Below are 25,079 nucleotides of genomic sequence, written 5' to 3'. Positions count from 1 at the left end.
TCCCGCTCCCACTCACCTGGTCCGGCTCCCGTTCTCGGACGCCTCCGACTGGGTCCAGGATTCGCGGTCCACGGCTGGCTTGGGCAGGATTATCGTCGCGTCGTCCCGGACGACACTGATCACTGCGGTTTCGTCGTTCGACACGGACGGCGGCTGGGCCGGCCCGCGGTCCGCTGGTTCAGTGCCCTTGCCCGTCGTCCGTTCGCCGGACGGCCGCTGGCCCGCGGAACTGTTCATCAGGCCGGTGATCGGCACCTGACCGCCCAGCGGCCCGGTGCCGGCCATCGGGGCGCTGCCCATCCGCGCGTTGCCGGACTGCGCGCTGCCGGACTGCGCGCTGCCGGACTGCGCGCTGCCGGACTGCGCGTTGCCGGAGGGTGCGCCGCCGGACTGCGGATCGCCCAGCCTGCGCAGCTCGTCCTGACGCATCTGCGAGACGCTGCCCGAGCTGTAGACGCCACCGCCGGCGGAGTGCGTCGCGCCGTCGCGTTCACCGGGGCGAGGGCGGGACGAATGCTGGTTGCCGTGGTTCTGCTGCTGATTCCCGGAGTGCCCGGCCACCGTCTCGCCTGACGCCGGGCCGGGGCGCGCGGCTGCGCCGTTGACCGTCTGCCGCCCCGTCGACGGGCCGTTCGACTGCTTCGCCGTGCCGGACGGCAGTTTCATCGTCTCGTCCGAGCCGACGTTGGCTGGCGCGGCGGCCGCTGGCCGTGGCCGACGACGGCGCAACAAGCCATCGACGGCGATGGTGATCGCCGCGCTGAGCAGGACGCCCACACCGGCGACCGCGATCATCGCCCGGTTGACCTTCGAGTTGGCTTCCTGGATGTTGTCGCCCCGGTCCAGGCGACGGGTGGTGATGAAGCTTTCCTCGCTCGCCCCGTAGTCCGACTGCAGGCCGACGACGCTCGCCTCCAACCGACGCACGACCTCCTCGGTCGTCTCGGTGGCCTGGACCTCGGACGCCCCGATCACCTCGATGGTCATGATCGGCTGCTGGTTGTCGAGGGTGATGGCGACGTTCTCACTGAAGCCGGCCGCGTCGAGCTGCTTGAGCACCGCCTGATCCTGCACCGTCAGCGCGGCGGCCCGGCTCAGTGAGCCCAGACCGAGCTCCAACCAGGGATTCCGGGGGGTGCTGGGGGTGTCCTCGTCAGGCGCGGTGGTGGCGGCCGTGGGCGGGATCAGCTGGACATAGGATGTCGAAATGTAGTCCGGTTCGACGCTCGTCCGGGTCCACCCGGCGGCCGCGACCGAGATCACCAACAGCGGTACGGCGAAGTACCAGCGCCGAAACAGCAGTTTGGTGAGATCCCAAAAGTCCACTGCTGTCCTTCCATCGGGTGGCGAGGTCGGGGCGCTCGTCGTCCATCGTATGGCCAGCCGCGAAGCAGGCAGGAGCGGCGTTACCGATCACACCCCGCCGGTGGCTCCAGTCTCCAGTCGGGCACCCTGACCGCGCAAGCCCGCCGGGAGGCCCATCGTTACGGACATTTGGCCCGTTACGCCTCACCGGATGACCGACTGTGCCCGAGAGTCGCCAACGTGACACGGTCGCCCCCAGCCCGGTCGTGGCACGAGATGGGCCGGACGGATGCCGCAGGCGTCCGTCCGGCCCATGAGATCGATCCTTACGGCGTGATCTTGTAGATGTGGTACGTGAACTCTTGGGCGAAGGTGTCCTGAATCGCACCTCCGCCGATCGGGACGGTCCGGTTCTCGAAGAGCACCTCGGCCTGCGCGCCGTTCACCCCCGGCGGCAGCGCGAGCGAGTGCGCCCCGGTCGCGGTGTCCTTGCCGAGCATCGCGAAGACGTAGAACGAACCGTCGTGCGCCTTCAGCATGGTGTCCAGGCCGTTGTTGAACTCCCACTGGTAGGACTGGGTGTTGAGCACCGGCGCAAGGCTGGTCACCTGCTTGTTCACCTCGGTCACGGCCGGTCGCACAGCGTCACCGCACTTCTCGCGCAGCACGTGCTGCGAGATGCAGGGGCCACCGAAGTTGTGGTTGAAGTACTGGATACCCCGGGCCTCGTTGATCACCGAGTTCATCACCGCGCCGGCGATCTGGTCCCCGTTGATGGTCGGGGCCCAGTCCTCGGTGAACGGGTGCCCGACCTCGACGAAGGCCCACACCGGCTGCCGCTTGCCGTCCATCGCGTCCAGTTCACGCATCCGCTGCATGGTGAGTCCGTAGTTGGCGGCCCTGCGACAGTTGTCCTTGTTCACGCCGTACGCCGGGCCCTCCGCAGGAGCGGTGCAGACGTGTGGGTCGGTGTACCAGTAGATGTCGTTGGAGACCACCGAGCTGAACCCGTTGACGAACTTGCTCGCGTCGGAGTCGGACTGCCAGAACATCACGCCCTTGCCGTAGTTGGCGTAGCGCAGGCCCTGGTCGTTGGCCGGGACGGTGGCCGACTCCTTCTTCATCACGTCGAGCCCACAGCCGTCCCGGCTGGAGGTGCAGATCGGGCCCTGACCGGGATAGTTGCCCGTCCAGGTCCCGTTGCCCGGCCCACCCCACATGTCGGCTTCGTCGCCGATGACCCAGCCGACGCTCTCGTTGCCCCGGTTGCTGAACGGCTGCGGGATGAAGGCGTACATGTCGTTGCGCCTGATCAGCGAGACGTCCGACTGGTCGGTCAGCATGACGTAGGTGTTCAGCCCGGCGCCCTTGTCACGGTCGATGTCCTGCTGGGTGTAGACGCCCTCGTACCAGACGCCGATCGGGAAGTACGACGGATCGGTCCAGCCGGAAGCCCTCGCCTGCGGGAAGTTCGCGTAGAACGCGGGGCCGCCCTCCCAGGGCACCCGGGGCAAGTCGAGCACAGCCGGAGTACCGCCGCCGGTGGGCGACGGCGACGGGCCGGCGGTCGGCGTACCGGTCGGGCTCGCCGACGGGGACGCTGACGGGGTCGCAGACGCGGACGGGGAGGCGGTCGGGCCCGTGGTGGGCTCCGGCTGGCCGCCCTCCTGCGCCGGCTCGAAGGCGAGGTCGACCCAGTAGTTGCTGGACTTCCAGGTCTGCTCGGGGAATCCACCGGACCCGTAGGCGTACACGCCGGCCGTCCCGACCGCGCTGAGCGGACCCGACGTGATCTGCCGCTCGAAGTAACGCTGCGTGGCCCGGTAGCGAGCGGTGTGGTACGAGACGACGTAGGTCTCGCCCGCCTCGATCTCGACCGGCTCCGGCAGGGTGACGTGCTGCCAGCCGGAGCGGGACTCCCGCTTCGGCATGGTGGTGGCGAGCTGCTCGCCCGCGGCGTTCCACACGCTGACCCGGTGGGCGCTGCGGTCGCCCTTGGCCTTGAGGAACCGCACCGCGGTGATCACACCGGCGCTGTCGGACGTGAACCGCACGCCGAGCTCCACCGGCCGGGTGTCCGGGTCGACCGCCACCTTGGAGACGTCCGTCTCAGCGAACAGGGTGTAGCCGTTGACCTGCTGATCGGCGGCGGAAGCGGTGACGACGGTGGCGGTGGCGAGGAAGCTCAGGAGAACCGCGCCGATCATCACCAGGCGGCCACGCCGACCGGTCGGCCGGCGCAGCACCCTGCGGCGGCCACGACCAGACTCGGCGACCGCACGGCGGGCGCGCGGCGCTCCGGGTAAATCGGGCGAACTACTCATCGACGATTCCGGGAACGAATCGCCCCGCCCCCCGCTCGTCTCGAAAGAATCCTTGCTCACCACGAGATGCTCACCTCTCGGGACATGGTCCGTGTCGGTATTACGTTTGGTGGATCTCCCCCAGGCACTCCCCGCCCCGAGCGTAGGCAGCGAACCGCACCACCCCTTCGGGACCGAGGCTGACGGTAACCCAGCCCACAGACCTTCCCAAGGAACTTAATGCTCTCTTATGACAAGCCGGCAGGACAGAGGTCAGTCAGCCGAACATCGCGAATAGCGAGGTCCACTCGCTTCCCATATCGACGAACAGGGATCACGAACGCGACCCGCGACCGCCCCCCGAAGTCTCCACCGCCGACTGTGGATCATTGTCACCAGTGTTCCGGCCCGGGTCGCCACCACCCGGCCGCCCCCATCCGGTCCGCACGTTCCACCCAGGAGAACGTCGCTTCAATTCTGCGGCAACAGTGATTGCCACGTAACAGAACGCTGCCGGAAACAGGCCCGGGGAAGTACCAACAACCCGGCTCAACCAGGACCAGGGACTCGATCCGGGTACCGGATCCAGCGCCAACTCCGCGCCGCGTGGATCGGTCCGGACGAAATGCCAGAATTCCGCATTGCCTGCCCGGGATCTGGCCACCCGCCGGACCAACTCGCCGGTACGGCGCGGCGCGACCACCCGTACGGGCAGGTCGACATCGCGCTTCTCGGTCGAGCGCACCACTGCGTCCAGGAACATGTCGTCTGCGATAATGTCCGGAAAATGGGTGAATCGCGCACGGGCGGCGGCGGAGAGGGCGATCAGCCCTCGGCCGAATAGCCGCCCCTTGAAGACCGGAAGTCGGGCGTTGATCCGGTAGTAGGCCCGCACCGGCCAACTGCTGTCCGCCGCATCTATCACCGGACGCGGCGCCGCCGCCTCGACACCGGGCTCGGCTATCGCCGCCGCCAACTCCCGCAGCAACTCCACTGGGACGGCCATGTCGGCGTCCAGATAGATCCGTACGTCACCCGTGGCGATCTCGTCGGCGGCGTTGAGCGCGGCGATTTTCGATGGAGTGGTGATCTCCAGTACTCGTACGCCGCAGGAGCGCGCCACCCCCGCCGTGTCGTCGGTGCAGCCGTTGGCCGCCACGATGATGTCGATGTCCGTCCCAAAGTGTGGGGATTCGGTCAAACCGCGCAAGACAGCGCCGATCCCCTGTTCTTCGTTGAAGGCCGGCATGATGACAGTGATCTGCACAGCCACGATCGTTCCATTTGCGGGGGATACGACAACCGGTCGAATGGACAACCTCACTATCACCTAGCTGACACCGATTGGACCATCCGGCGGACCAGAGCGCCGGGTAGCGTGCTCCGTGTGCCCCAGGACCAGGATTCCGTCACCGCAGACAGGCATCGGGTTACCCTCCGCAATGTCGCCTTCGATCCGATCCGGGAGGAAGAAGTCGTTCACCACGTGGTGGACGCCCTAGAGGCTGGCTGCGGCGGGCAGATAATAACCCCAAATGTGGACATCCTTCGTCGCGCCAGTCGCGAAGAAGAATGCTTCAATTACATACAGTCATCATCCTTGGTGGTCGCCGACGGCGCGCCGCTGATCTGGGCCAGCCGAATCAGCGGCAAGCCGCTGCCGGCGCGGGTGCCCGGCTCCGACTTGATCTGGAGCCTGTCCCGGGCACTCGGCGAGCACGGCCGCTCGGTCTACCTGCTCGGCGGCGAGCCAGGTACCGCCGTTCAGGCCGCCTCGGTACTGCGGACGCGGTTTCCGCAGCTCGCCATCGCCGGTGAACTGAGCCCGCCGTTCGGGTTCGACACCTCCGAGGAGCAACTCGACCAGATCTGCGCCGAGGTGGTCGCCGCAGCGCCGGACCTGGTCTACGTCGGCCTCGGCTTCCCCAAACAGGAGCGGCTCATCGCCCGGCTGCGCCCACTGTTGCCCCGGACCTGGTTCATGGGCTGCGGAGCGGCGATCGGCTTCGTCGCCGGCGTACACCGCAGGGCTCCCCGGTGGATGCAGCGCACCGGGTTGGAGTGGGTGCACCGGCTGCTCGGCGAGCCACAGCGACTGATGCGCCGGTACCTGCTGCACGACGTGCCGTTCGCCGTACAGCTGCTCGGCGGCAGTGTGCAGACCCGGCTCCGGGCCGGCGGTGCCACCAGCGCGACCACCCCGGCACCCCCGCTGTCCCGCCGGATCCCGGCACCCCGGGCCGGCCGGCGCGACCGCCGTAGCGACCCGGTCAGCACTGGCAAGCGGTCGTGACCGGTCAGCACTGGCAAGCGGCCACCGGCCGCCCCGACGTCTCGATCATCATCGTCTCGTACAACACCAGCGAGCTGATCCGACGCTGCCTGACCGAGCTGTACGCAAGCCTGACCCCGCAGGTCACCGCCGAGGTCGTCGTGGTCGACAACGCCTCGGGCGACGTTTCGGCCGACGCGATCGCCACCCACTTCCCGCAGGTACGCCTGGTCCGGCTCACCACCAACGTCGGCTTCGGCCGAGGGGTGAACCGTGGCGCGATGGTCAGCTCCGGGCGCTACCTGCTCTGCCTCAACCCGGACACGCTGCCGGTCGGGCATCCGGTCACCGAGTTGGTCACCTTCGCCGACCAGCACCCCGGCCACGGGCTGTACACCGGACGGACCCTGCACCCGGACGGCACCGACGACAACTACTCCTGTTGGGGTATGCCGAGCCTGTGGAGCGTCTTCGGGTTCGCCAGCGGGCTGTCGACCGCGTTCCGGGGACGGGCCTGGGCGGACCCCGAAGGGCTACCGGACTACGACCGGCGCAGCGTACGGGAGGTCCCGGCGCTGTCCGGCTGCATCCTGCTGATCGAGCGGGAGCTCTTCGGCCGGCTCGGCGGGTTCGACCCGCAGTACTTCCTCTACAGCGAGGACATCGACCTGAGCGCCCGGGCCCGCGAGCTCGGTGCCCGACCGTTGCTCACCCCGACCGCACAGGTCGTGCACCTGGTCGGCGCCTCGTCCAGCTCCGACGGGCAGCGCATCCGGCTGCTCCGCGGCAAGGCCACCTACCTGAGACGCCACTGGTCACCGCTGCGGGCGCGGATCGCCGTCGGGATGTTGGCCGCCGGGGTCGGCCTACGGGCGATCGGCAAGACCGTCCTTGGTCGGGACCGTTCCCGAGGAGTCGACTGGGTCGGTGTCTGGCGGGCCAGGGCCGACTGGGCGGCCGGCTACCCGCCGGTCGACGAGGAACGGCCGACCACCGAACGGCTCCAGCGGACCGCCGGCTGACGACGCACCGACCCACCATCACCAGTCGGCCGTCCTCAGCGACCGCCGGGCCAGTCAGTCTTCGTCGGCGACGCGTTGCGCCGGCCCGGAGACCGGCACGTCGGCGAACGCCGCCACCGTCCGGTCGGCGTACGCGCTGGCGTCACCGGCGGACATCGGGCCGGCCCAGCTGGTCGGCAGCGGCACCGGGACCTGCGGCGCGACCCGCCGGACCACTTCGTCGAGCACCCGCTCCACCTGACCCACCCAGAGATGACGGGCCCCCGGCACACCGACCACCTCGGCCTGGCCGAGTGCGGCGAACCGCTCGGCCGCCTCGGCCGGGCGCAGATAGTCGTCCAGCTCCGGCACCAGCGCGGTGACCGGCTTGCCCGACGCCGACCAGTGGGCCAGGTCCGCCTCGGTGGCGAAGCGCAGTGGCGGGGACAGCAGGATCGCCCCTTCGACGGCCGGGTCACAGCCGTGCCGCAGGGCCAGATCGGTGCCGAAGGACCAGCCGAGCAGCCAGATCCGGGGCAGCTCGGCGAACTCGGCGTACTCGATCGCCGCCGCGACGTCGAACCGCTCCCCCTCGGCGTGGTCGAAACTGCCCTCGCTGGTGCCCCGGACGCTGCTGGTGCCCCTGGTGTTGAACCGCAGCACCGCCAGACCGGCCAGGGCCGGCAACCGCCAGGCGGCCTTGCGGAAGACGTGGCTGTCCATCATCCCGCCGTGGGTCGGCAACGGATGCAGACAGATCAGGGTCGCGACCGGCGGCCGGTCGACCGGCACCGCGAGCTCGCCGACCAGGGTGAGCCCGTCGGCGGTACGCAGCTCGATGTCCCGGCGCTCGGCGGGCAGAATCGACATGGATCGGATCGGCTCGCTCACCGGACCAGTCTCCCACCGGGTCGATCACGGCGCACGGAGCCCGCCGCCGGAGGTGGCCCGCGACTCAGCCGTGGCGCGGGGCCGATCGGGACCGTTCGATCGCCGGCCGACGCTGTTCCCGAGCCCGCCAGCAGCCCTGGTGCCAGTGCCGCCGGTCGGTCAGGTCCCCGCGACCGTCCGCCGGCCAGGCCACCAGGTGCGGCACCCCGGGGCGGATCTCCTGCACGCATCCGGGGCAGCGGTACGTCTTGGTGGCCGCCGGCCCCGGCACCGAGCGCACCATCCAGTCGCCGTCGCTCCACGACTGCACCGCGGCAACGCCTCGGCGTACCCGCTCCTGATCGACCGGCTCGGGCGGACCGCCGGTGCCGTGTCCGGATCGGCTCCCGCTGTCCCGACGGACCGGACGGTTACGGCGCGGACTCATGAGCTGAAGGGTACGTCGCGGAGCCGGCCGGTCAGCAGGCCGGCCGTGGTCGCCCGGTCAGCGGTCGGGGTGCGCGCGGAAGCCCTGCCCGGTGCTGCGGCCGAGACGCCCAGCGGTGACCATGTGCCGCAGCAGTGGGGCGGGAGCGAGTCCCGGCTCCGGCGCCTCCCGGTAGATCGTCCGCAGGATGTCCAGGGCGACGTCCAGCCCTAGGGTGTCCAGCAGCTCGAACGGGCCGACCGGGTAGCCGCAGCCCAGCTTCATCGCCGCGTCGATGTCGTCCGCCGTCGAATAGCTGGCCTCCAGCATCCGTACGGCGTCGTTGAGGTACGGCAGCAGCAACGCGTCGACGATCGCGCCGGCGCGGTCGCCGCAGGTCACGGCGGTCTTGCCGAGCGAGGCGCAGAGCGCGCGGGCGGTGGTCACGGTGGCCGGGGCGGTCCGGATCGTGTGCACCACCTCGACGAGTTCGCTGAACGGGGCCGGGCCACGCAGCCGCAGGCCCAGCACGTCTGCCGGGCGCCCGGTGGCCATCGCGATGTCGATCACCGGCAGCGTCGACGTGGTGGTGACCAGCGGCACACCAGGTTTGCAGATCCCGTCGAGGCCGGCGAACAGTGCCTTCTTGATCTCGAGATCGTCCGGGACCGCCTCGACGACCAGGTCGACGTCGGCCAGCGGTGCCACGGTGTCCCGGTCGGCGTCGTACCCGACAGACAGCACCTCGAACCCGGCGCCGCGCAGGAGGTCGGCCAGGCCGGTCGCGGTCGGACCGGAGCCGACCACCCCGACGGTACGCGGAACCGGACCGGCACCGCTGTCGGTCAGCGTACCGGCCTGCGGGGTGAGGCCGTCCGGGGTCAGCCGCGACGAGCCCGGCCGTTCGTAGGTGTAGAAGCCCCGACCGGACTTGCGGCCCAGCAGGCCCGCGGTGACCATCTGCCGTAGCAACGGCGCCGGCGCGTGCCGGCGGTCCCGACCGCCCCGGCGGTACATGGTGTCGAGCACCTCGTACGCGGTGTCCAGCCCGATCAGGTCGAGTAGCGCCAGCGGGCCCATCGGCAGTCGGCAGGCTAGTCGCATGGCCGCGTCGATGTCCTCGCGGGCGGCGTACCGCGCGTCGTAAAGGCCGATCGCCTGGTTGAGGTAGCCGAACAGCAGCGCGTTGGCGATGAATCCGGCCCGGTCCCCGATGCTCACCCCGACCTTGCCGAGCCGGGCGCAGAGCGCCTCGACGTCGCTGACCACGTCGGGTTCGGTGACGACGGTGCGGATCACCTCGATGAGCTTCATCACCGGCGCGGGGTTGAAGAAGTGCAGGCCGATCACCTGCCCGGGGCGGCTGGTCGCCACCGCCAGCTCGGTGACGCTCAGCGACGAGGTGTTGGTCGCCAGGATCGCGGCCGGTTCGCACACCTGGTCGAGCTCGGCGAGCAGGCGCCGCTTGAGGTCGAGCCGTTCGGGGACCGCCTCGACGACCAGGTCGGCGTCGCGCAGGGCGGGCAGGCCGACCGCGAAGGTGACCCGGCTGTGCAGGGCGTCCCGGTCGACCGGGTCGAGCTTGCCCCGGGCCACGGCCCGGTCGGTGGAGGCGGCCAGGTTCGCCCGGCCCCTGTCCAGCGCCGACTCGTTGATCTCCACCGCGATCACGTCGACGCCGTTACGGGCGAAGACCTCGACGATCCCGGCCCCCATCGTGCCGAGTCCGACCACTCCCACGGTGTTGAACTCGCGCGCCATCTGCGTCTCCGTCCGTCGCCGGCCAGGTTCCGCACGCCGACCTGCGTGCTTGACGCAGGCTAAACCTCAGGAGATCACCACTACCAGCCAGGTGAGCCAGCCCATCAGGAACACCCCCGCGAGTCCGGCCATCAACAGCATGCTCTGCCGGCGCGCGGGATGCATCGCCTGGGTGGGCTCGCCCAGCGCGGCATGCAACGGCGAACGCAGCCCGGTGGTCGGCCGGATCGGTTCACCGGGCGACGCCGCGGTGGCCAACCGGGGGATCCTGGTGCCGACCGGATCGGTGAGCGCCGACGAAGGGTCATAGAAGCGCAGTTCGATCCCGCCGACGCGGATCCGGTCGCCGTCGCGCAGTTCGGTGGGCTGCTCGATGCGCAGGTCGTTGATCCAGGTCCCGTTGGTCGACGCCTGATCGGTGAGCACCACGCGCCCGCCGGCGACGTCGAGCACCGCATGACACCGGCTGACCTTGCCGTCGTCGATGGTGATGTCCTGCCCGGCGTCCTGGCCGATCGCCCGGCCGATCGCCCGGCTACCCGGGACAAGTCGGTAGGTCGCTCCCGGCGTGGGTCCGTTGACCATCTGCAGCAGGGGTAGCAACGACTGGTGATCGGACATCGGGTGATGCAACGCCTTTCCCTCGGTGGCGACGCGTTGCGCGCCGCACCGGATGCAGCCTGCCAGGCGGTGCCGACGACGGGTACGGTCCCTCGTCCGGTATTGGCCGCCGGCCGGTCCAGCACCGCGCCACCGGTTCGGTGATCGCCTACGACAACCGGACAACAGCGGCGACACCCGGTCAGAGCTGTCAATACATTGCCATGAATCGAAGCTTGCTACCTGTAAGTGTCTTTCATGTCTAGACTTTACGGCCAACGGACGACCCCCACCCGGTCGGCGGCCGAGGAGGAGCCCAGATGGCAGCGATCCGCGTCCCCGGCCAGCCGGTGATCGACGACGGTTTCCTGGTCTCGTCCCATCCGGCCACCGGCGTCGAGGTGGGTCGCTTCCCGGTGGCCGGCGGCGACCGGACACGGACGGCCACGGCCGCCGCGCGCGACGCTGGCCGCTGGTGGATCGGTCTCGGTCACGCCGAACGCCGACGCCGGCTGCTGGGGTGGTGTTCACTGATCGCCGAACAGACGACCGAGCTCGCCGATCTGATCAACCGCGAGGGCGGCAAGCCGGTCGCGGACGCGGTCGTCGAGATCGCCGCCGCCGTGGAGCACATCGACTGGGCCGCGCGCAACGCCAAGCGGTCGCTTGGTCCACGCCGTACCCGGACCAGACTGGTCACCGCCGAGTTCAGCGGTCACCTCGAATACCAACCGCTCGGGGTGGTCGCGGTTATCGGCCCGTGGAACTACCCGGTGGTCACCCCGGTCGGTTCCATCGCGTACGCGCTGGCCGCCGGCAACGCCGTGGTCTTCAAACCGAGCGAGTACACCCCGGCGACCGGCCAATGGCTGGTCGACACGTTCACCGAGGTCGTCGACGAACGCCCCGTACTGCAGATCGTGCACGGCACCGGCCAGGTCGGCGCCGACCTGTGCCGGTCCGGAGTCGACAAGGTCGCGTTCACCGGCTCCACCCGGACCGGCCGCCAGGTGATGGCGACCTGCGCCGAAACGCTCACCCCGGTGCTGATCGAGGCCGGCGGCAAGGACGCGATGATCGTTGACGACGACGCCGACATCGAGGCGGCGGCGGAGGCCTGCGTCTGGGGGTCGATGACCAACGCCGGGCAGAGCTGCATCGGCATCGAGCGGGTGTACGTACTCGACCCGGTCTACGACGCGTTCGTCACCGCTGTGGTGGAACGGGCCGGTCGACTGACCGTCGGCGAGGACCCGGGCGACCATCTCGGGCCGATCACCATGCCCGGCCAGATCGAGGTGATCCGCCGACACATCGACGAAGCGCTGGCCCGGGGCGCACGTGCGGTGCTCGGCGGCGCGACAGCGGTGCGACCGCCGTTCGTGCACCCCACGGTGCTGGTCGACGTGCCGCACGACTGTGCCGCGGCCCACGAGGAAACCTTCGGCCCCACCGTCGTCATCCACCGGGTGTCCACCATCGACGAGGCGCTCGCGCGGACCAACGACAGCCGGTACGGGCTGGGCGGCTCGGTCTTCGGCAAGCGGCGGGCCATCGCGATCGCCCGCCGGATCCACAGCGGCATGGTCTCGGTCAACTCCGCGCTCACCTTCGTCGGCTTCAGCGAGCTGCCGTTCGGCGGGATGGGCGACTCCGGATTCGGCCGCATCCACGGCGAGGACGGCCTGCGGGAGTTCGCGCGGGCGAAGGCGATCACCCAGCGACGGGCACCGTCGGTGCTGCCGACGATGACCTTCGAGCGCACCGCGGCCGACGTGGCCCGGATCGTCAAGGTGATCCGCCTGCGCTACGGGCGGCACTGACGCCGGCAGCCGGCGGCCCGCACCCGTGGCACCTCGCCGGCTCAGTTGGCGATGGGTTGGCGGGCACCAAGGCTGGCCTGATCGGCGGCGGCGGTACCGGCGATCCAGCCGTCCCGGTTGTTGCCGGAGATCGTCCGGCCGCCGAGTTCCGGGAAGAGCCGCTCGGTGGCCTGTCGGACCTGCTCGTCGCGGGCCGCCAGCACCGGCACCAGCGCGGCACCGGTACGCTCGGCCGCCTCCCGGCCGGCATCGTCGGCGACCGACTGCAGCCGCTGACCGATCCGGACCGCGTACGCCTCCAGGAAGGACTGACGGAACGACCGGGTGGTCGACTGCCCGCCCCGGCCGCGCTGCGGTCCGTTGCGTACCAGTGCGGTGGTGGCCTGCACGAGCAGGGAGGTGTGCAGCAACTCCACCGACTCGCAGTCCCCGGCGAAGCCGACCACGGTGGCGAACCCGAGCTTGGCCGACCATACCGACCGGCACCGGTTCGCCTCGGCGACCTGCTGCAGCAGCAGCGCCTTGGCCTGCTCGTACGGGGCGTCGAGACCGACCCGGACGGCGATCGGACGTGGCGCCGTGTCGCCGGCCGTGTCCGCGGCGGCGAGCAGCGCGTGGTCGATGCTGTACCGGGTCATCAGCTCCTGGGCCTTGGCCGACAGCGCCTCGGCCTCCTCCGGGAACTCGGTGGACTCGGCCTTGGCCAGCAGCGCCCGGATCCGCCCGAGCTGCCGCTCGTCGGCATCGGACCCGGCGGGCGGCCGGTGCCGGTCCGGGGCGGCCGCGCCGGGCCGGACCGAGCCCGGCAGCGGCGCCACCAGCTCCAGCCTCGGCAACTCGACCATCAGCGTGAGCACCCGCACCGCGAGGATCAGCGCACTGAAACGGTCTAGTTTGGATCGCTCGGCCCAGGAAGTGAGTCGCTGGTCCGGCCGGTCGGTCGACCATGGCTCGATGTCGTGCTCCCGTAGCTGGCTGTGCCAGCGGTCGGACACGGTCGCCGCCGCGTAGCCGCGCAGTTGCGTCTCGGCCTGCCCGGCGATCAGCGTCACCGCCCGCTTGCCGTACTCGCGGCGGACGACCCGCAGCAGGTCGGCCGGCATCCAGCCGTGCTGCCACAGCGCGGTGACGCACTGCTGGAACGCGGAACCCAGCACCAGGTCCACCACCCGGCCGTCGGCGGTCACCAGCTCCGCGACGCGGTCGTCGAGCTCGTCGGGAAGATCCCGCGACGCCGCGTGGGCGGCCAGGCGCAACACCGCCTCGACCCGGTCGGCCTCGGTGGGCGCGCCGAAGCCGCCAGACCCGGGGTACGTCGTACCCGTCGACTCGGCCCGCAGCCGCTGACGCTGCTCCTTGGCCTTCTTCTTGGCGGCGCGGCGTTGCTGGTTACGGACACCCATTGGGCGCCTCCCCTCAGATACCTCGAAGCGACGTCGTCCTGGTCGTCAGCACGTCGTCCTGTCGTCAGCGACACGGCCGGGGCTCGACATCACTGTCAGAACAGCGTGAGCTCGTCGCGCACGATCCCCCGCAGCTTGTCGTAGTCGACCACCACGCAGCGGATGCCCCGGTCGGCGGCGAGCACCCGGGCCTGCGGCCTGATCTCCTGAGCCGCGAAGATACCAGCGACCGGGGCGAGCAGCGGGTCCCGGTTGAGCAGCTCCAGGTAGCGGGTGAGCTGCTCGACACCGTCGATCTCACCACGGCGCTTGACCTCGATCGCGACGGTGGCCGAGCCGTCGCGGCACAGCAGGTCGACCGGGCCGATCGCGGTCATGTACTCGCGGCGTACCAGGGTGAACTCGTCGCCGAAGGTGGTCGGATTCGCGGCCAGCAACTCCTGCAGGTGCGCTTCCACGCCGTCCTTGCGCAGGCCGGGGTCGACGCCGAGGTCGTACGAGGTGTCCTGGAAGATCTCCTCCAGGGTGATCCGCAGCTCCTCGCCGGCCTTGTTGACCACCCGCCAGACGCCCGGCGCCTCCTGCAGCCGACACGGCGGGCTCATCCAGTTCAACGGCTTGTACGCCCGGTCGTCGGCGTGGATCGACACCGACCCGTCCGCCTTGACCATCAACAGTCGGGTCGCCAGCGGCAGATGCGCCGAGAGCCGACCGACGTAGTCCACCGAGCAACGCGCAATCACCAGCCGCACCCGACGAGGGTACGCCAGCGGGGTACGCGTACCGCGCAGGGCTGGCGCGGCGGTGCGATCCTGGTGGATGTGTTCGAACTGCTGACCGGGACCGGGCTGGCCGCATCGGCCGGCCTCAACGCGTACATTCCGCTGCTCACCGTGGGGGTGCTGGCCCGCTACACCAGCCTGATCGCCCCGCCGGACGGCTGGCAGTGGATCAGCAACGGCTGGGTACTGGCGATCCTCGCCGGCCTGCTCGCGGTGGAGTTGGTCGCGGACAAGATTCCGGTGGTCGACCACGTCAACGACGTGGTGCAGACCGTGATCCGGCCGACCGCGGGTGGCCTGGCGTTCGGTGCCGGCTCGTCGTCGGAGACGGTGACGGTCAGCGACCCGGGGGAGTTCTTCAGCTCCAACCAGTGGATCCCGATAGTGGTCGGCGTCCTGATCGCCCTCGGAGTGCATCTGCTCAAGTCGACCATCCGACCAGTGATCAACACCGCCACCGGCGGGCTCGGGGCACCGGTGGCGAGCACCGCAGAGGACGCGACCAGCGTGGTGATGTCGGTCGTCGCGATCCTGCTGCCGGTCCTTGTCCTGTTCTTCCTGGTCGTGCTGGTGATCGGGGGTCCCTGGCTGGTCCACCGGGCCCGGGAACGCCGCCGGGAGCGCAAAGCCGCCCGAGCTGCCGGATACCGGGTCTGACCGGGCGGACAGCGGCTGCTGATCGCACCCGATCCCGGACCGAAGGGGCGGGTACGCGAGCGCCGGTTCGCAAGCGACCCGCGACTTCTGCGACGATCTGCGCCGTGGATTCGCGTTCGGCAGGCCCGCAGCCCGTACCTCGTCGACGCCCGGGGCTGTCGCCGGCCACGCTGGCGACCGCCGCCGCGACCATCGCCGTGCTGGGCGTCGCCACGATGACCTTCGGCCTGGTCTCCGCCGGTGACGACGCGACGGCCGATCCACCGGCGGCGCACGGCGGTCCCGCCCCGGTCGCACCGGACGGTTCGACCCCGTCGGCACGGCCCGCCCCGACCGCCACTGGCCCGGCCGATCGTCCCGGAGCCACCCGGCCGGGCACCCGCCCGCCGGTGGTCGACCACGGGCCGCGCGGCGGAAATTTGGTCGCGTTGACCTTCGACGCGGACATGACCGAGGCGATGCGTTACAGCCTGCGCAGTGGCGATGTCCGCTCGTACGCCAACCTGGCGATCGTGGAGATGCTGGAACGTGAGCAGGTCCCGGCGACCTTCTTCCTCACCGGGATGTGGGTCGAGGAGCATCCGGACCTCACCCGCCGGCTGGCCGGCAACCCCCGGTTCGAGCTGGCCAACCACACGTACGGGCATGCCGCCTTCACCAGCGACTGCTACGGCCTGCCGCAGCTGCCGGCCAACGCGATGGCCGCCGACGTCGCGAAGACCTTCGACGTCATCGAGCCCTACGGTGGCCGGCAGACCCGCTACTTCCGCTTCCCCGGGCTGTGCCACGACGGGACGGCGCTGGCCGCCCTGGCGCCGATCGGCCTGACCGTGGTCGACGGCGATGTGATCAGCGGCGACCCGTTCGCCACCGCCTGGCAGCCGATCGTCGAGGCGGTGCTGTCCCAGGTGCGGGCCGGCTCGGTGGTGGTCCTGCACGTCACCGAGGCGAACGCGGCGATGACCGACGAGGCGTTGCCGTACATCCTCGCCGGCCTGCGCGAGCGCGGTCTGACCCCGGCGACTCTGTCCGAGGTGCTCGCCGGATAGCGGCGCTCGCCGGACAGCGGCCGTTCACCGCCAGCGGAACAAGCGGGCCGCCAGGGTGCCGATCACCGCCAGGTAGCCGGCCATCACCAGCAGGTGCAGCGGACGGACGACATCTCCGGCCCAGCTGGCCTGCATGGTCTGGCTCAGCGCGCCGAGCGGCGTGAGGTCGCTGATCCGGCGGATCGTCTCGGGCATCATCGGCCCGGGCGTCCAGACCCCGGCGAAGAACAGCATCGGGAAGTAGACCAGCATGCCGATGGCGTTCGCCGCCCGTCCGGTCGGCGCCAGCGCCGCGATCAGCAGTCCGACCGCGAAGGTGGCCGCCGAACCGAGCAGGAGAACCCCCAGGAAGCTCACCGGATGCTCGGGCAACGGCACCCGGAACGCGACGACCGCCGCGACGACGGCCAGACCGACCGCGAGCGCCGTGGCAGCCACCGAGACCAGCAGTTGGGCACCGAGCAGTTTCGCCGGGCGGACCGGTGTGGTGGCCATGCGACGCAGCACGCCGCGTTCCCGGTACCCGGCAACCGTCGTCGGCAGCGAGTTGATCGCGACGGTGGCGACCGCCAGCGCGGCCACCACCGGCAGGTAGATGTCGATCGGGCGCAGGCCGGCGAACTCCGCGACGGCGGTCCGGAAGCCCGGCATCACCCCGCCGAGGACGATGATCAGCAGTACCGGGAAGGCCAGCGCCATCACCACGGCCGCCGGGTCGCGCATGAACAACTTCGCTTCCATCACGGTGAGCCGGCGCAGCGCGGTCACTTCGAACCTCCGGTGAGAGCGAGGAATGCATCGTCCAGGCTGGACTGTTGCAGGCGTAGCTCGCGCGGGACGACGCCGTGCCGGGCCAGGGCTGCCGCGACGGCGAAGAACAGCCCGGCGCTGCCTTCGACGACAACCTCCCGACCGTCGGCGGTCGCGGTGGTGACCTGCGGCAGTTCGGTCAGCAGGGCGAGGTCCAGCGGCCGGTCCGGGACGAACCGGATCCGCTGCCCGGCGTCGACCCCAGCGGCGAGCCCGGCCGGGGTGTCGACGGCGATCACCCGGCCACCGTCGAGCACCGCGACCCGGTCGCAGAGCCGCTCCGCCTCCTCCATCAGGTGGGTGACCAGCACCAGGGTGACGCCGCGGTTACGGACCGATTCGATCAGTCCCCAGGTGTCGCGCCGGGCCGCCGGGTCCAGCCCGGTGGTGAGTTCGTCGAGGAACGCCACCTTCGGATTCCCGACCAGGGCCAGGGCGACCGACAGCCGCTGCTTCTGCCCGCCGGAAAGCTGGCCGAACCGGGCATCGTGCCGCGACGACAGGCCGAGCAGGTCGAGCAGTTCCCGCCAGTCGGCCGGCTGGCGGTAGAAGGAGCTGTAGAGCTCCAGCGCCTCCCACACCTTCATCCGCTCCGGCAGCTGGCTCTCCTGCAGCTGCGCCCCGAGTTGCCGGCGTAGCCGCACTCCGTCGCGCTGCGGGTCCAGTCCGAGCACCCGCACCTTCCCCCGGTCCGGCAGGCGCAGCCCGAGTGCGCACTCCACCGTGGTGGTCTTGCCGGCACCGTTGCGGCCGAGAATCCCGAAGATCTCCCCTTCCGTGACGGTGAACGACACGTCGTCGACGGCGACCAGGTCGCCGTACCGCTTGTGCAGGTGCTCGATCTCGATGACGGACATGGCGTCGCTCACCCCGTGATCTTCTTGAGCGGCAGCCGGCGGACCAGCAGCCAGGTGACGGCACCGGCGACCAGCAGCGCAGGCAGGGCGAGCACCGCACCGGTACCGAGGTGCGCCTCGTCGTCGAGGCCGAGCATCCTGGCGAAGCCGACCCCGGTCCATTCGGTACGGAAGGCGGTCTCGACCGCGAACGCCGGCAGCAGCACCAGCGGCAGCAGCAGCGTCGCCCACCAGGCATGGAGCTGGTGGTAGGCCACCGCACACAGGGCACCGGCCGCCATGTAGCCCAGGTTGACCAGGCTGTGCTCCAGCCAGATCGCCGCCGCGTCACCGACCGAACCGACCAGGTACGGCTCGGTCAGTCCGTCGAACAGGCCGAACACATCGAGCGTCAGACGTTCGAGGCCGAACCCGGCGGTCGTCAGGGTGGCGAAGCCGATGGCGTACGGCACCAGGAAACCCCAGGCACCGATCAGCGCATCCCGCCGGGTGACGCCCTGGGCGACGAACATCGGCAGGTAGGCACCGATGGCGGTGATGCCGAAAACGAAGGTGAACCAGCGCGGTGCCTGCAGGCCCATGTTCTGCCACATGCTCGCCTCGACCGTGCCGAAGCGCGCTATCAGGCTGACGACCAAGGCCCAGACCAGGTAGATGATCACCCAGTACCAGCCGGCCAACGGCAGGGACCGGCGCAGCAGCGTACGGGTGACCTTCCAGGTGGTGGCGTTCATCGCCCGGCCTCCTTGTCGACGATCTCGGCGCTGCCGGCGGTGGCGGTGAGGTGGACGAACAGGTCCTGCAGGCCGACCGGGCCGAGCTCCAGCCCGGTGGTCCGGGCGGCGGCCCGGTCGGTGTCGTCGAGCGGACCGAGGATGGTGGTGGATCGGGTGCCGCCAAGTTGCTGGCTGCCGAGCACGGTCCGCCCGGCGACGAACGCGTCGACGGCGGCGGCCGGGCCGGTCACCGCGGTGCCCCGGGTCCGCAGCGCCTCGGACTCCTCGTGGGCGACCAGCCGACCCCGGTGCACGATCACCACCTCTTCGAACAGGGAACCGACCTCTTCGATCAGGTGGGTGGAGAGCACGATGGTGCGCGGGTGGGCGAGGTAGTCGTTGAGGACCTCGTCGTAGAAGGCGTACCGGCTGGGGGCATCGAGGCCGAGGTAGGCCTCGTCGAAGATGGTCAGCGGGGCCCGGGCGGCCAGGCCGAGGGTGACGCTGAGCGCCGACTTCATGCCCCGGCTCAGCGCGCTGAGCCGCTTACGCCGCGGCAGGTCGAAGCGCTCGATCAGGCGCTCGGCGTACCCGGCGTCCCAGTTGGGCCGCAGCGTCGCGGCGAGATCCAGGATGGAGCTGACCTTGTCGCTGTCCTGGGCGTCGACCTTGTCCCGGACGAACGCGATCTGCGACATGATCGCCGCGTTCTCGAACGGGTCCTCACCGCCGACCCGCACCGTCCCGCTGGTGGCGGACCGGAACGCGGCGAGTACGGCGAGCAGGCTGGTCTTGCCGGAGCCGTTGCGGCCGAGCAGTCCGTAGATCTTGCCGGGCGCGAGGGTCAGGTCGAGCGAGTCGACGGCGACCGTGTCGCCGTAGCGGATCGTGAGGTCGCGGGTGGAAATACCGAGGCCGGTCACTTCTGCTCCTCCCCTGTGTCCTGCACGTGGGCGACTGTCTGCTGGATGCGGGCGACGACGTCGGCGAGCGGGATGCCGATGATCCGGGCCTCGGTCACCATCGGGTCGACGACCTCGGCGAAGAACCGGTCGCGACGCTCGCCGCGCAGGGCCTGACGGGCGTTCGGGCTGACGAACATGCCGATGCCGCGCTTCTTGAACAGCACACCTTCGTCGATGAGCTGGTGAAAGCCCTTGGCGGCGGTGGCGGGGTTGATCCGGTAGTAGCTGGCGTACTGGTTGGTGGACATGACCTGCTCGCCCTCCTGCAGGGCCCCGCTCAGGATGTCGTTTTTGATCTTGTCGGCTATCTGCTGATAGATCGGACTTCGATCATCGAACACGGGAGCACCTCTGGTTCGCTGGTTCGTTACTCGCGTAATGAACCGTAGCACCGACGAACCCGGCGGTCCAGCCCGCCAGCGACGCCTGCCACCACCGCGACACCCCAGCGCCGGCACCCCACACGGCAGGGGCGATAGTGAAGCCTTGACTTCCCCCGCTCTGAAGGAACGGGGATTCCCCTGGTCACCCTCGGGTTCCCTGTTTCACCGACGACCGCCCCGTCCTGCGACACCGTCACCGTCGACGGCACGGCACGGCACCGCACGGGTTTCGTTTCCTCTCCGGTCTGACGGCCGGAGCATCCACGGAAGGACTCTGATGACCGACGAGGCGACAGCCGCGCCAGCGATCGAGGTACGCGGACTGCGCAAGGCGTACCGGGACAACGTCGCGGTGGACGGGGTCGACCTCACCGTGCACCGTGGCGAGGTCTTCGCCCTGCTCGGCCCGAACGGTGCCGGCAAGACCACCACCGTGGAGATCCTGGAGGGCTACCGCCGCCGCGACGCCGGCGAGGTCCGAGTGCTCGGCGTCGACCCCGACCCGGGTACGCCGCACTGGCGCTCCCAGGTCGGGATCGTGCTGCAGGGCACCGGCGAGTTCGACGAGTTGACCGTCACCGAGGTCGTCGACCACTTCGCCGCCTTCTACCCGGCTCCGGACGACCCGGCGGCGGTGATCGACCAGGTCGGACTGACCGACAAGGCACGGGCCCGCACCCACACGCTCTCCGGCGGGCAGAAGCGCCGCCTCGACGTGGCGCTGGGCATCGTCGGCCGCCCCAAGCTGCTCTTCCTCGACGAACCCACCACCGGCTTCGACCCCGAGGCCCGCCGCGAGTTCTGGGAACTGATCCGGGCGCTGGCTGCCGCCGGCACCACGATCCTGCTGACCACCCACTACCTTGACGAGGCGGAAGCCCTCGCCGACCGGGTCGGGGTGATCGCCGCCGGCCGGCTCGTCGAGGTCGCCCCGCCGGCTGAGCTGGGCGGGCGGCGCGACGCGCTGGCCACCGTCTCCTGGCGTACCACCGATGGAACGACGCGGCACGAGGAGAGCGCGACGCCGACGGCACTGGTCGCCGACCTGGCCGCGCGCTTCGACGGCGAGGTCCCCGGACTGGCCGTCACCCGGCCTTCACTCGAAGACATCTACCTGCGAATGATCGGACACAAATGAACATGACCACCGGCGGCGCCGCGGACGCTGCCACTGCTGCGGGCGCCGGCACCGCCGTTCCAGGCGCCCCGGTGCCGGCCGCCCGCCGAATCGGTCCGGCGCGGCTCGGGCTGCGGCAGGGCCGGCTGGAGATCAAGCAGTTCATGCGCAGTCGCGAGTCGGTCGTCTTCACGATGGCCTTCCCGGTCCTGATGATCCTGATCTTCGCGTCGATCTTCACCGGGGAGATCGCCGACGGCGTCCGGTTCACCCAGTACTTCATCACCGGCATGATCGCCACCGGGCTGATGACCGTCGGCTTCCAGAGCCTCGCCATCCAGATCCCGATCGAGCGGGACCGGGGTGTGCTCAAGCGGCTGCGCGGCACCCCGATGCCGAAGTGGGTCTACTTCGCCGGCAAGGTCATCATGGTGGCGGTGATCGGCTTCGCCGAAACGGTGCTCCTGCTGGCTATGGCGACCCTGCTGTTCGACCTGCAACTTCCGGACACGGCGTTCAAGTGGTTCACCCTGGCCTGGGTGTCGGTGCTCGGCATCACCGCCTGCACGCTCTGCGGCATCGCCTTCTCGTCGCTGGCGAGGAGCGGGCGCAGCGCGTCGGCGGTCGCCACCCCGATCTCGCTGGTGCTGCAGTTCACCTCCGGCGTCTTCTTCGTCTTCACCGCCCTGCCCGGCTGGATGCAGCAGATCGCCGCGCTCTTCCCGCTCAAGTGGATGTGCCAGGGGCTGCGCTCGGTCTTCCTGCCGGAGGCTTTCGGCACCCAGGAGCCGGGCGGCTCCTTCGAGCTCGGCAGGGTGGCGCTGGTCCTCGCCATCTGGTGCGTCATCGGCCTGGTGCTGTGCATGACGACCTTCCGCTGGACCACCAGACGCGACGGCTGAGCACACACCGCGCCCAAGCCTCGGGCCGACCCGCCCGCCCGCCGAGCTTCGGCGCGGTGTCGTCGCACGATCCGCCGGTCATGCTCCGGCGAGCGCCTGTGCCGGTGCCATCCGGCTGGCTCGCAGCGCAGGGTAGAGCCCAGCCAGCGCCCCGATCACCAGCGTGACGCCCAGGCCTCCGGCGGTGGCCCACGGCGGTACGACGGTCGGCCACCCCTGCGTCAGCGCATACCCGCCGGTGGCGACCACACCGAGCAGGATCCCCCCACCCCCACCGATCGCCGAGAGGATCAGCGACTCGGCGAGGAACTGCACCCGGATGTGCCCCCGAGTGGCGCCCAACGACCTGCGCAACCCGATCTCGGTACGCCGCTCGATCACCGAGATGACCATCGTATTCGCCACGCCGACACCGCCGACCAGGAGCGCGACCGCGCCGAGCCCGAGCAGCAAGGCGGTCAGCGCGTCGTCTGTCGCCTGCTTGGCTACCAGCGCGTCCGAGGGCCGCGAGACGGCCACCTCGTTGGGTGCCGCCGGGTTCGCCGTGCGACCGAGGACCATCCGTACGGCGGCGACCTGGCTTTCCACCGCACGCGCGTAGACGGTGGTGGGATGGCCATCGAAGCCGAGGTACGTCTCAGCGGCCTGCCAACCGACCAACGCGGCACTGTCCAGCTCCGGTGCGAGCGGCACTGGGCCGAGGACACCCACCACGGAGAACCACCGCTGCCCGAGCCACACCCGCAGGCCCGGCGTCGCCAGGTCGAGACGTGCCGCGGCCTGGTGGCCCAACACCACCGCCGGATACCTGCCGGTGGCCGGGGTCAGCCAGGACCCGGCGTACACCGTAGCCCCGATCGTGGCCGGCAGGTCCTGGTCGGCGGCCAGCACCTCGACACTGCTAGTCTGCCCCACCGGCACGAACTCGTTGCGGTAGACGTACGCATCGACCTGCCCGGTGGCGGCGGCGGACTGCACCGGCCCGATCCGCCCGATCATGAGGGTGGCATCCCTGGGTAGCTTGGCGTCGTCGCCGGCGACGGTACGGCCAGGGCTGACAGTCAACAGGTTCGTGCCGAGCTTGTCCAGCGTGCGGTCGAGCTCGGCGCGACTGGACGTGGAGATGCCGACCACGGCGACCATCGCGCCGATGCCGATGGCGATGCCCAGCGCCGAGAGGAAGACCCGCAGCGGCCGCGACCGCAGGCCGACCGCACCGAGCCGCACGATGTCCGCCAACGGCAGTCGGCGAGTCCGGGGCGGGGCACTCACCGCTGCACCTCCAGAACGCTGTCGCGCACGACGTGTCCGTCGAGCAGTTCGACCCGGCGTGGCAACTGCGCCGCGATGTCGTGATCGTGTGTGATCACCACGACGGTTGTTCCCGCCCCGTGTAGTTCTCTGAGCAGGTCGAGCACACTGCCCCCGGACGCCGAATCGAGATTTCCGGTCGGCTCGTCGGCGAGCAGCAGCGCCGGCTCGCCGACGACCGCGCGGGCGATCGCCACTCGTTGGCGCTCGCCGCCGGACAGCTCGTGCGGCAGGTGCTCGAGCCGGTGTCCCAGCCCCACCCGGACGAGTGCCGCCTCAGCTCTGCGCCGTCGGTGCAGCAACGGTACGCCGGAGTAGAGCAGTCCGTCGGCGACGTTGTCCAGCACCGGTGTGCCGGTGGCGAGGTGGAACTGCTGGAAGACGAACCCGATCGTGGTGGCCCGCAGCGCCGACAACGCACGGTCGGACAGTCGCGCCACGTCGTGCCCGTTGATGCGGATTGTCCCGGCAGAGGGACGGTCGAGTGTGCCGAGCAGGTGCAACATGGTCGACTTGCCGGACCCTGACGGGCCCACGATGCCGACCAGTTCCCCGGCGGCGATGGTGAGGTCGACCCCCTCGATCGCGGTCACCCCGCCGGGGTAGGTCCGGGTGACCCCTTCGAGCCGCGCCACCGGGGTCACTGCGGAATCCGTACGGTCATCCCGGCGGCGACGCCGGTGCCAGCCACCTCGACCCGCCCGTCGGCGAACATGCCCGCCTCGACGACGACGATCTCGACGGACTCGCCATCGACGACTTCCAGTCCGTACCCGCCTTCGGCGAGGGCGAGCAGCGCGCTGACCGGCACGGTCAGCACGTCCCGGCGTTCCCGGACGACCCGCCGCACCTCGACGGTGCCGGCGTCCACGGCCACCAGCAGTTCGTGGTCCGGGACGGTCACCGTGACCGAATGCCGGGCGGCGGCGTCGCCCGCTGCCGCATCGCCCACCGGGCCGGCCCCGGACGTTACATCCCCGGCCCGGGCCACCGAGGCGGGCATGCTCTGCCCGTCCAGCAGGGTGACCGTGACCTCCGCTCCGGGCGTGGCCCAGCCCGCGTCGGCGGGCTCCACCTCAGTAGTGATCACGCGGGTCGTGCCGGTCCAGGTCAACACGTCCGCGGGAACGGGCGCGCCGACCCGCAGCGAGTGGCTGGCGATCCGCACCTCGGCTGGCGCGTACAACACCTCACCCAGCTCGACCCGCCCGGTCTCGTCCCTGCCAAGGTCGTCCTGCCAGCGCCGCACCGCCTGGGCCGTGGCATCGGTGTACGTGTCGTCGACGGTGAACCCGGTGTAGCCGAGCTCCCGCAGGTTGCGCTCGAACTGCTCGACGTCGCGGCCTGTCGTCGCCTCGGCGAGTGGACGGAACATCGGCAGTTGCCCGTACAGCAGGACCACCGGCTCATCGTCGACCCGCAGCAGTTCCTTTCCGCGCCCCACGACGGTCCCACCCGGCGCGATCCAGGTGACAGTGCCGGTCAGCTCGCAGCGCACCGGCACGGGTACGCCGTACCCCACCTCGCCGTCGAGCACCCGGTACTCCACCAGATCGCCACGGGTGACCGCGACGGTCTGATAGGCGCGGGGGTCGACGGTCGGTTCCTCGGACCGGCCGGTGCCCAACCCGACGGTGGCGGTGGCCGCCACCACCAGGACCAGTGCCCCCGCGCCTGAGACCGCCAGTGCCCGGAGCCGGCGTTGGCGGTGTCGCCTACCGACGCTTGAATCCTGCGGCACGCTCACTGCATCTCCCTCTCACCA

The 25,079-nt window shown here is 70.4% G+C and carries 24 protein-coding genes; 7 read left to right on the top strand and 17 right to left on the bottom strand.

The genetic code is table 11. The features are described from left to right. Window positions 1-12: 12 nt before the first annotated feature. The 3 genes from ACFHVL_RS05980 to ACFHVL_RS05970 form a co-directional block, all read right to left on the bottom strand. Window positions 13-1,326, bottom strand: coding sequence for a hypothetical protein (locus ACFHVL_RS05980; RefSeq protein ID WP_416626059.1), 1,314 nt, complete (start codon window positions 1,324-1,326; stop codon window positions 13-15). 305 nt (window positions 1,327-1,631) lie between these two features. Beyond that, window positions 1,632-3,629 carry a DUF4082 domain-containing protein gene (locus ACFHVL_RS05975; protein WP_416626058.1) on the bottom strand — a complete coding sequence of 666 codons (1,998 nt, stop codon included), beginning with the start codon at window positions 3,627-3,629 and terminating at the stop codon, window positions 1,632-1,634. A gap of 313 nt (window positions 3,630-3,942) precedes the next feature. After that, window positions 3,943-4,875, bottom strand: coding sequence for a glycosyltransferase family 2 protein (locus ACFHVL_RS05970; RefSeq protein WP_416626057.1), 933 nt, complete (start codon window positions 4,873-4,875; stop codon window positions 3,943-3,945). On the opposite strand from ACFHVL_RS05970, the gene ACFHVL_RS05965 reads away from it, so the two are divergent. After that, window positions 4,792-5,901, top strand: coding sequence for a WecB/TagA/CpsF family glycosyltransferase (locus ACFHVL_RS05965; protein WP_416626056.1), 1,110 nt, complete (start codon window positions 4,792-4,794; stop codon window positions 5,899-5,901). The genes ACFHVL_RS05970 and ACFHVL_RS05965 overlap by 84 nt on opposite strands. Continuing rightward, the gene (locus ACFHVL_RS05960) at window positions 5,898-6,902 is read left to right on the top strand and encodes a glycosyltransferase family 2 protein (protein WP_416626055.1); all 1,005 of its coding nucleotides are present in this window, start codon (window positions 5,898-5,900) and stop codon (window positions 6,900-6,902) included. Before ACFHVL_RS05965 ends, ACFHVL_RS05960 begins: the two co-directional genes overlap by 4 nt. 54 nt (window positions 6,903-6,956) lie before the next feature. On the opposite strand, the gene ACFHVL_RS05955 is transcribed toward ACFHVL_RS05960, so the two are convergent. The 4 genes from ACFHVL_RS05955 to ACFHVL_RS05940 all read right to left on the bottom strand — a co-directional run bounded on the left by ACFHVL_RS05955 (window position 6,957) and on the right by ACFHVL_RS05940 (window position 10,560). Continuing rightward, window positions 6,957-7,772 (bottom strand): alpha/beta hydrolase, encoded by an 816-nt coding sequence (locus tag ACFHVL_RS05955; protein WP_416626054.1) that lies wholly within the window; start codon window positions 7,770-7,772, stop codon window positions 6,957-6,959. A gap of 64 nt (window positions 7,773-7,836) precedes the next feature. Further along, window positions 7,837-8,199: a hypothetical protein gene (locus tag ACFHVL_RS05950; RefSeq protein WP_416626053.1), complete on the bottom strand. Its 363-nt coding sequence runs from the start codon at window positions 8,197-8,199 to the stop codon at window positions 7,837-7,839. Window positions 8,200-8,256: 57 nt separating this feature from the next. Continuing rightward, a complete protein-coding gene (locus ACFHVL_RS05945; RefSeq protein WP_416626052.1) occupies window positions 8,257-9,939 on the bottom strand; it encodes a 3-hydroxyacyl-CoA dehydrogenase family protein in 1,683 nt (560 codons plus the stop codon). A gap of 66 nt (window positions 9,940-10,005) precedes the next feature. Further along, window positions 10,006-10,560, bottom strand: a complete 555-nt coding sequence (locus ACFHVL_RS05940; RefSeq protein ID WP_416626051.1) for an FHA domain-containing protein — start codon at window positions 10,558-10,560, stop codon at window positions 10,006-10,008. 299 nt (window positions 10,561-10,859) lie between these two features. On the opposite strand from ACFHVL_RS05940, the gene ACFHVL_RS05935 reads away from it, so the two are divergent. Then, on the top strand, window positions 10,860-12,362 hold the full coding sequence (locus ACFHVL_RS05935; RefSeq protein ID WP_416626050.1) for an aldehyde dehydrogenase family protein: 1,503 nt from the start codon (window positions 10,860-10,862) through the stop codon (window positions 12,360-12,362). 41 nt (window positions 12,363-12,403) lie between these two features. On the opposite strand, the gene ACFHVL_RS05930 is transcribed toward ACFHVL_RS05935, so the two are convergent. Together ACFHVL_RS05930 and nucS are read right to left on the bottom strand one after the other, a co-directional pair. Next, on the bottom strand, window positions 12,404-13,765 hold the full coding sequence (locus ACFHVL_RS05930; RefSeq protein ID WP_416626049.1) for a DUF2786 domain-containing protein: 1,362 nt from the start codon (window positions 13,763-13,765) through the stop codon (window positions 12,404-12,406). Between the two features lie 95 nt (window positions 13,766-13,860). Next, window positions 13,861-14,517, bottom strand: a complete 657-nt coding sequence (nucS, locus tag ACFHVL_RS05925) for an endonuclease NucS (protein WP_416626048.1) — start codon at window positions 14,515-14,517, stop codon at window positions 13,861-13,863. A 69-nt stretch (window positions 14,518-14,586) separates the two neighbouring features. Here nucS and ACFHVL_RS05920 point away from each other — a divergent pair, with 69 nt between their 5' ends. Both ACFHVL_RS05920 and ACFHVL_RS05915 read left to right on the top strand, forming a co-directional pair. Then, entirely contained in the window at window positions 14,587-15,204 is a 618-nt protein-coding gene (locus ACFHVL_RS05920; RefSeq protein WP_416626107.1) for a DUF4126 domain-containing protein, read from the top strand. A gap of 104 nt (window positions 15,205-15,308) precedes the next feature. After that, window positions 15,309-16,253, top strand: a complete 945-nt coding sequence (locus ACFHVL_RS05915; protein ID WP_416626047.1) for a polysaccharide deacetylase family protein — start codon at window positions 15,309-15,311, stop codon at window positions 16,251-16,253. A 24-nt stretch (window positions 16,254-16,277) separates the two neighbouring features. Here ACFHVL_RS05915 and ACFHVL_RS05910 read toward each other — a convergent pair whose 3' ends face one another. Genes ACFHVL_RS05910 through ACFHVL_RS05890 form a run of 5 tightly spaced genes read right to left on the bottom strand, consistent with a single transcriptional unit; the run spans window position 16,278 to window position 19,942 of the window. Then, window positions 16,278-17,021, bottom strand: a complete 744-nt coding sequence (locus ACFHVL_RS05910) for an ABC transporter permease (protein WP_416626046.1) — start codon at window positions 17,019-17,021, stop codon at window positions 16,278-16,280. Further along, a complete protein-coding gene (locus ACFHVL_RS05905; RefSeq protein WP_416626106.1) occupies window positions 17,018-17,920 on the bottom strand; it encodes an ABC transporter ATP-binding protein in 903 nt (300 codons plus the stop codon). Before ACFHVL_RS05905 ends, ACFHVL_RS05910 begins: the two co-directional genes overlap by 4 nt. Window positions 17,921-17,928: 8 nt before the next feature. After that, window positions 17,929-18,654: a hypothetical protein gene (locus ACFHVL_RS05900; protein WP_416626045.1), complete on the bottom strand. Its 726-nt coding sequence runs from the start codon at window positions 18,652-18,654 to the stop codon at window positions 17,929-17,931. After that, window positions 18,651-19,559 carry an ATP-binding cassette domain-containing protein gene (locus tag ACFHVL_RS05895; RefSeq protein ID WP_416626044.1) on the bottom strand — a complete coding sequence of 303 codons (909 nt, stop codon included), beginning with the start codon at window positions 19,557-19,559 and terminating at the stop codon, window positions 18,651-18,653. Before ACFHVL_RS05895 ends, ACFHVL_RS05900 begins: the two co-directional genes overlap by 4 nt. After that, window positions 19,556-19,942: a GntR family transcriptional regulator gene (locus ACFHVL_RS05890; protein WP_416626043.1), complete on the bottom strand. Its 387-nt coding sequence runs from the start codon at window positions 19,940-19,942 to the stop codon at window positions 19,556-19,558. Before ACFHVL_RS05890 ends, ACFHVL_RS05895 begins: the two co-directional genes overlap by 4 nt. Before the next feature lie 319 nt (window positions 19,943-20,261). On the opposite strand from ACFHVL_RS05890, the gene ACFHVL_RS05885 reads away from it, so the two are divergent. Both ACFHVL_RS05885 and ACFHVL_RS05880 read left to right on the top strand, forming a co-directional pair. After that, window positions 20,262-21,122, top strand: a complete 861-nt coding sequence (locus ACFHVL_RS05885) for an ABC transporter ATP-binding protein (RefSeq protein WP_416626042.1) — start codon at window positions 20,262-20,264, stop codon at window positions 21,120-21,122. Then, the gene (locus ACFHVL_RS05880) at window positions 21,119-22,003 is read left to right on the top strand and encodes an ABC transporter permease (protein WP_416626041.1); all 885 of its coding nucleotides are present in this window, start codon (window positions 21,119-21,121) and stop codon (window positions 22,001-22,003) included. The genes ACFHVL_RS05885 and ACFHVL_RS05880 overlap by 4 nt, the downstream gene beginning before the upstream one ends. Before the next feature lie 78 nt (window positions 22,004-22,081). On the opposite strand, the gene ACFHVL_RS05875 is transcribed toward ACFHVL_RS05880, so the two are convergent. From ACFHVL_RS05875 to ACFHVL_RS05865, 3 genes are read right to left on the bottom strand one after another with little or no spacing between them, the layout of a single operon-like run. Next, window positions 22,082-23,275: an ABC transporter permease gene (locus tag ACFHVL_RS05875; RefSeq protein WP_416626040.1), complete on the bottom strand. Its 1,194-nt coding sequence runs from the start codon at window positions 23,273-23,275 to the stop codon at window positions 22,082-22,084. Next, window positions 23,272-23,949 carry an ABC transporter ATP-binding protein gene (locus tag ACFHVL_RS05870; RefSeq protein ID WP_416626105.1) on the bottom strand — a complete coding sequence of 226 codons (678 nt, stop codon included), beginning with the start codon at window positions 23,947-23,949 and terminating at the stop codon, window positions 23,272-23,274. The genes ACFHVL_RS05875 and ACFHVL_RS05870 overlap by 4 nt, the downstream gene beginning before the upstream one ends. Window positions 23,950-23,954: 5 nt before the next feature. Further along, complete coding sequence (locus ACFHVL_RS05865) at window positions 23,955-25,055, bottom strand: peptidoglycan-binding protein (RefSeq protein ID WP_416626039.1); 1,101 nt, start codon at window positions 25,053-25,055, stop codon at window positions 23,955-23,957. Window positions 25,056-25,079: the final 24 nt, after the last annotated feature.

The sequence above is a fragment of the Micromonospora sp. LOL_023 genome (genome assembly GCF_048060115.1).
Taxonomy (GTDB): domain Bacteria; phylum Actinomycetota; class Actinomycetes; order Mycobacteriales; family Micromonosporaceae; genus Micromonospora_E.
Note: the sequence above shows the minus strand (reverse complement) of the source record. Positions and strands in the feature narration are given on the sequence as shown.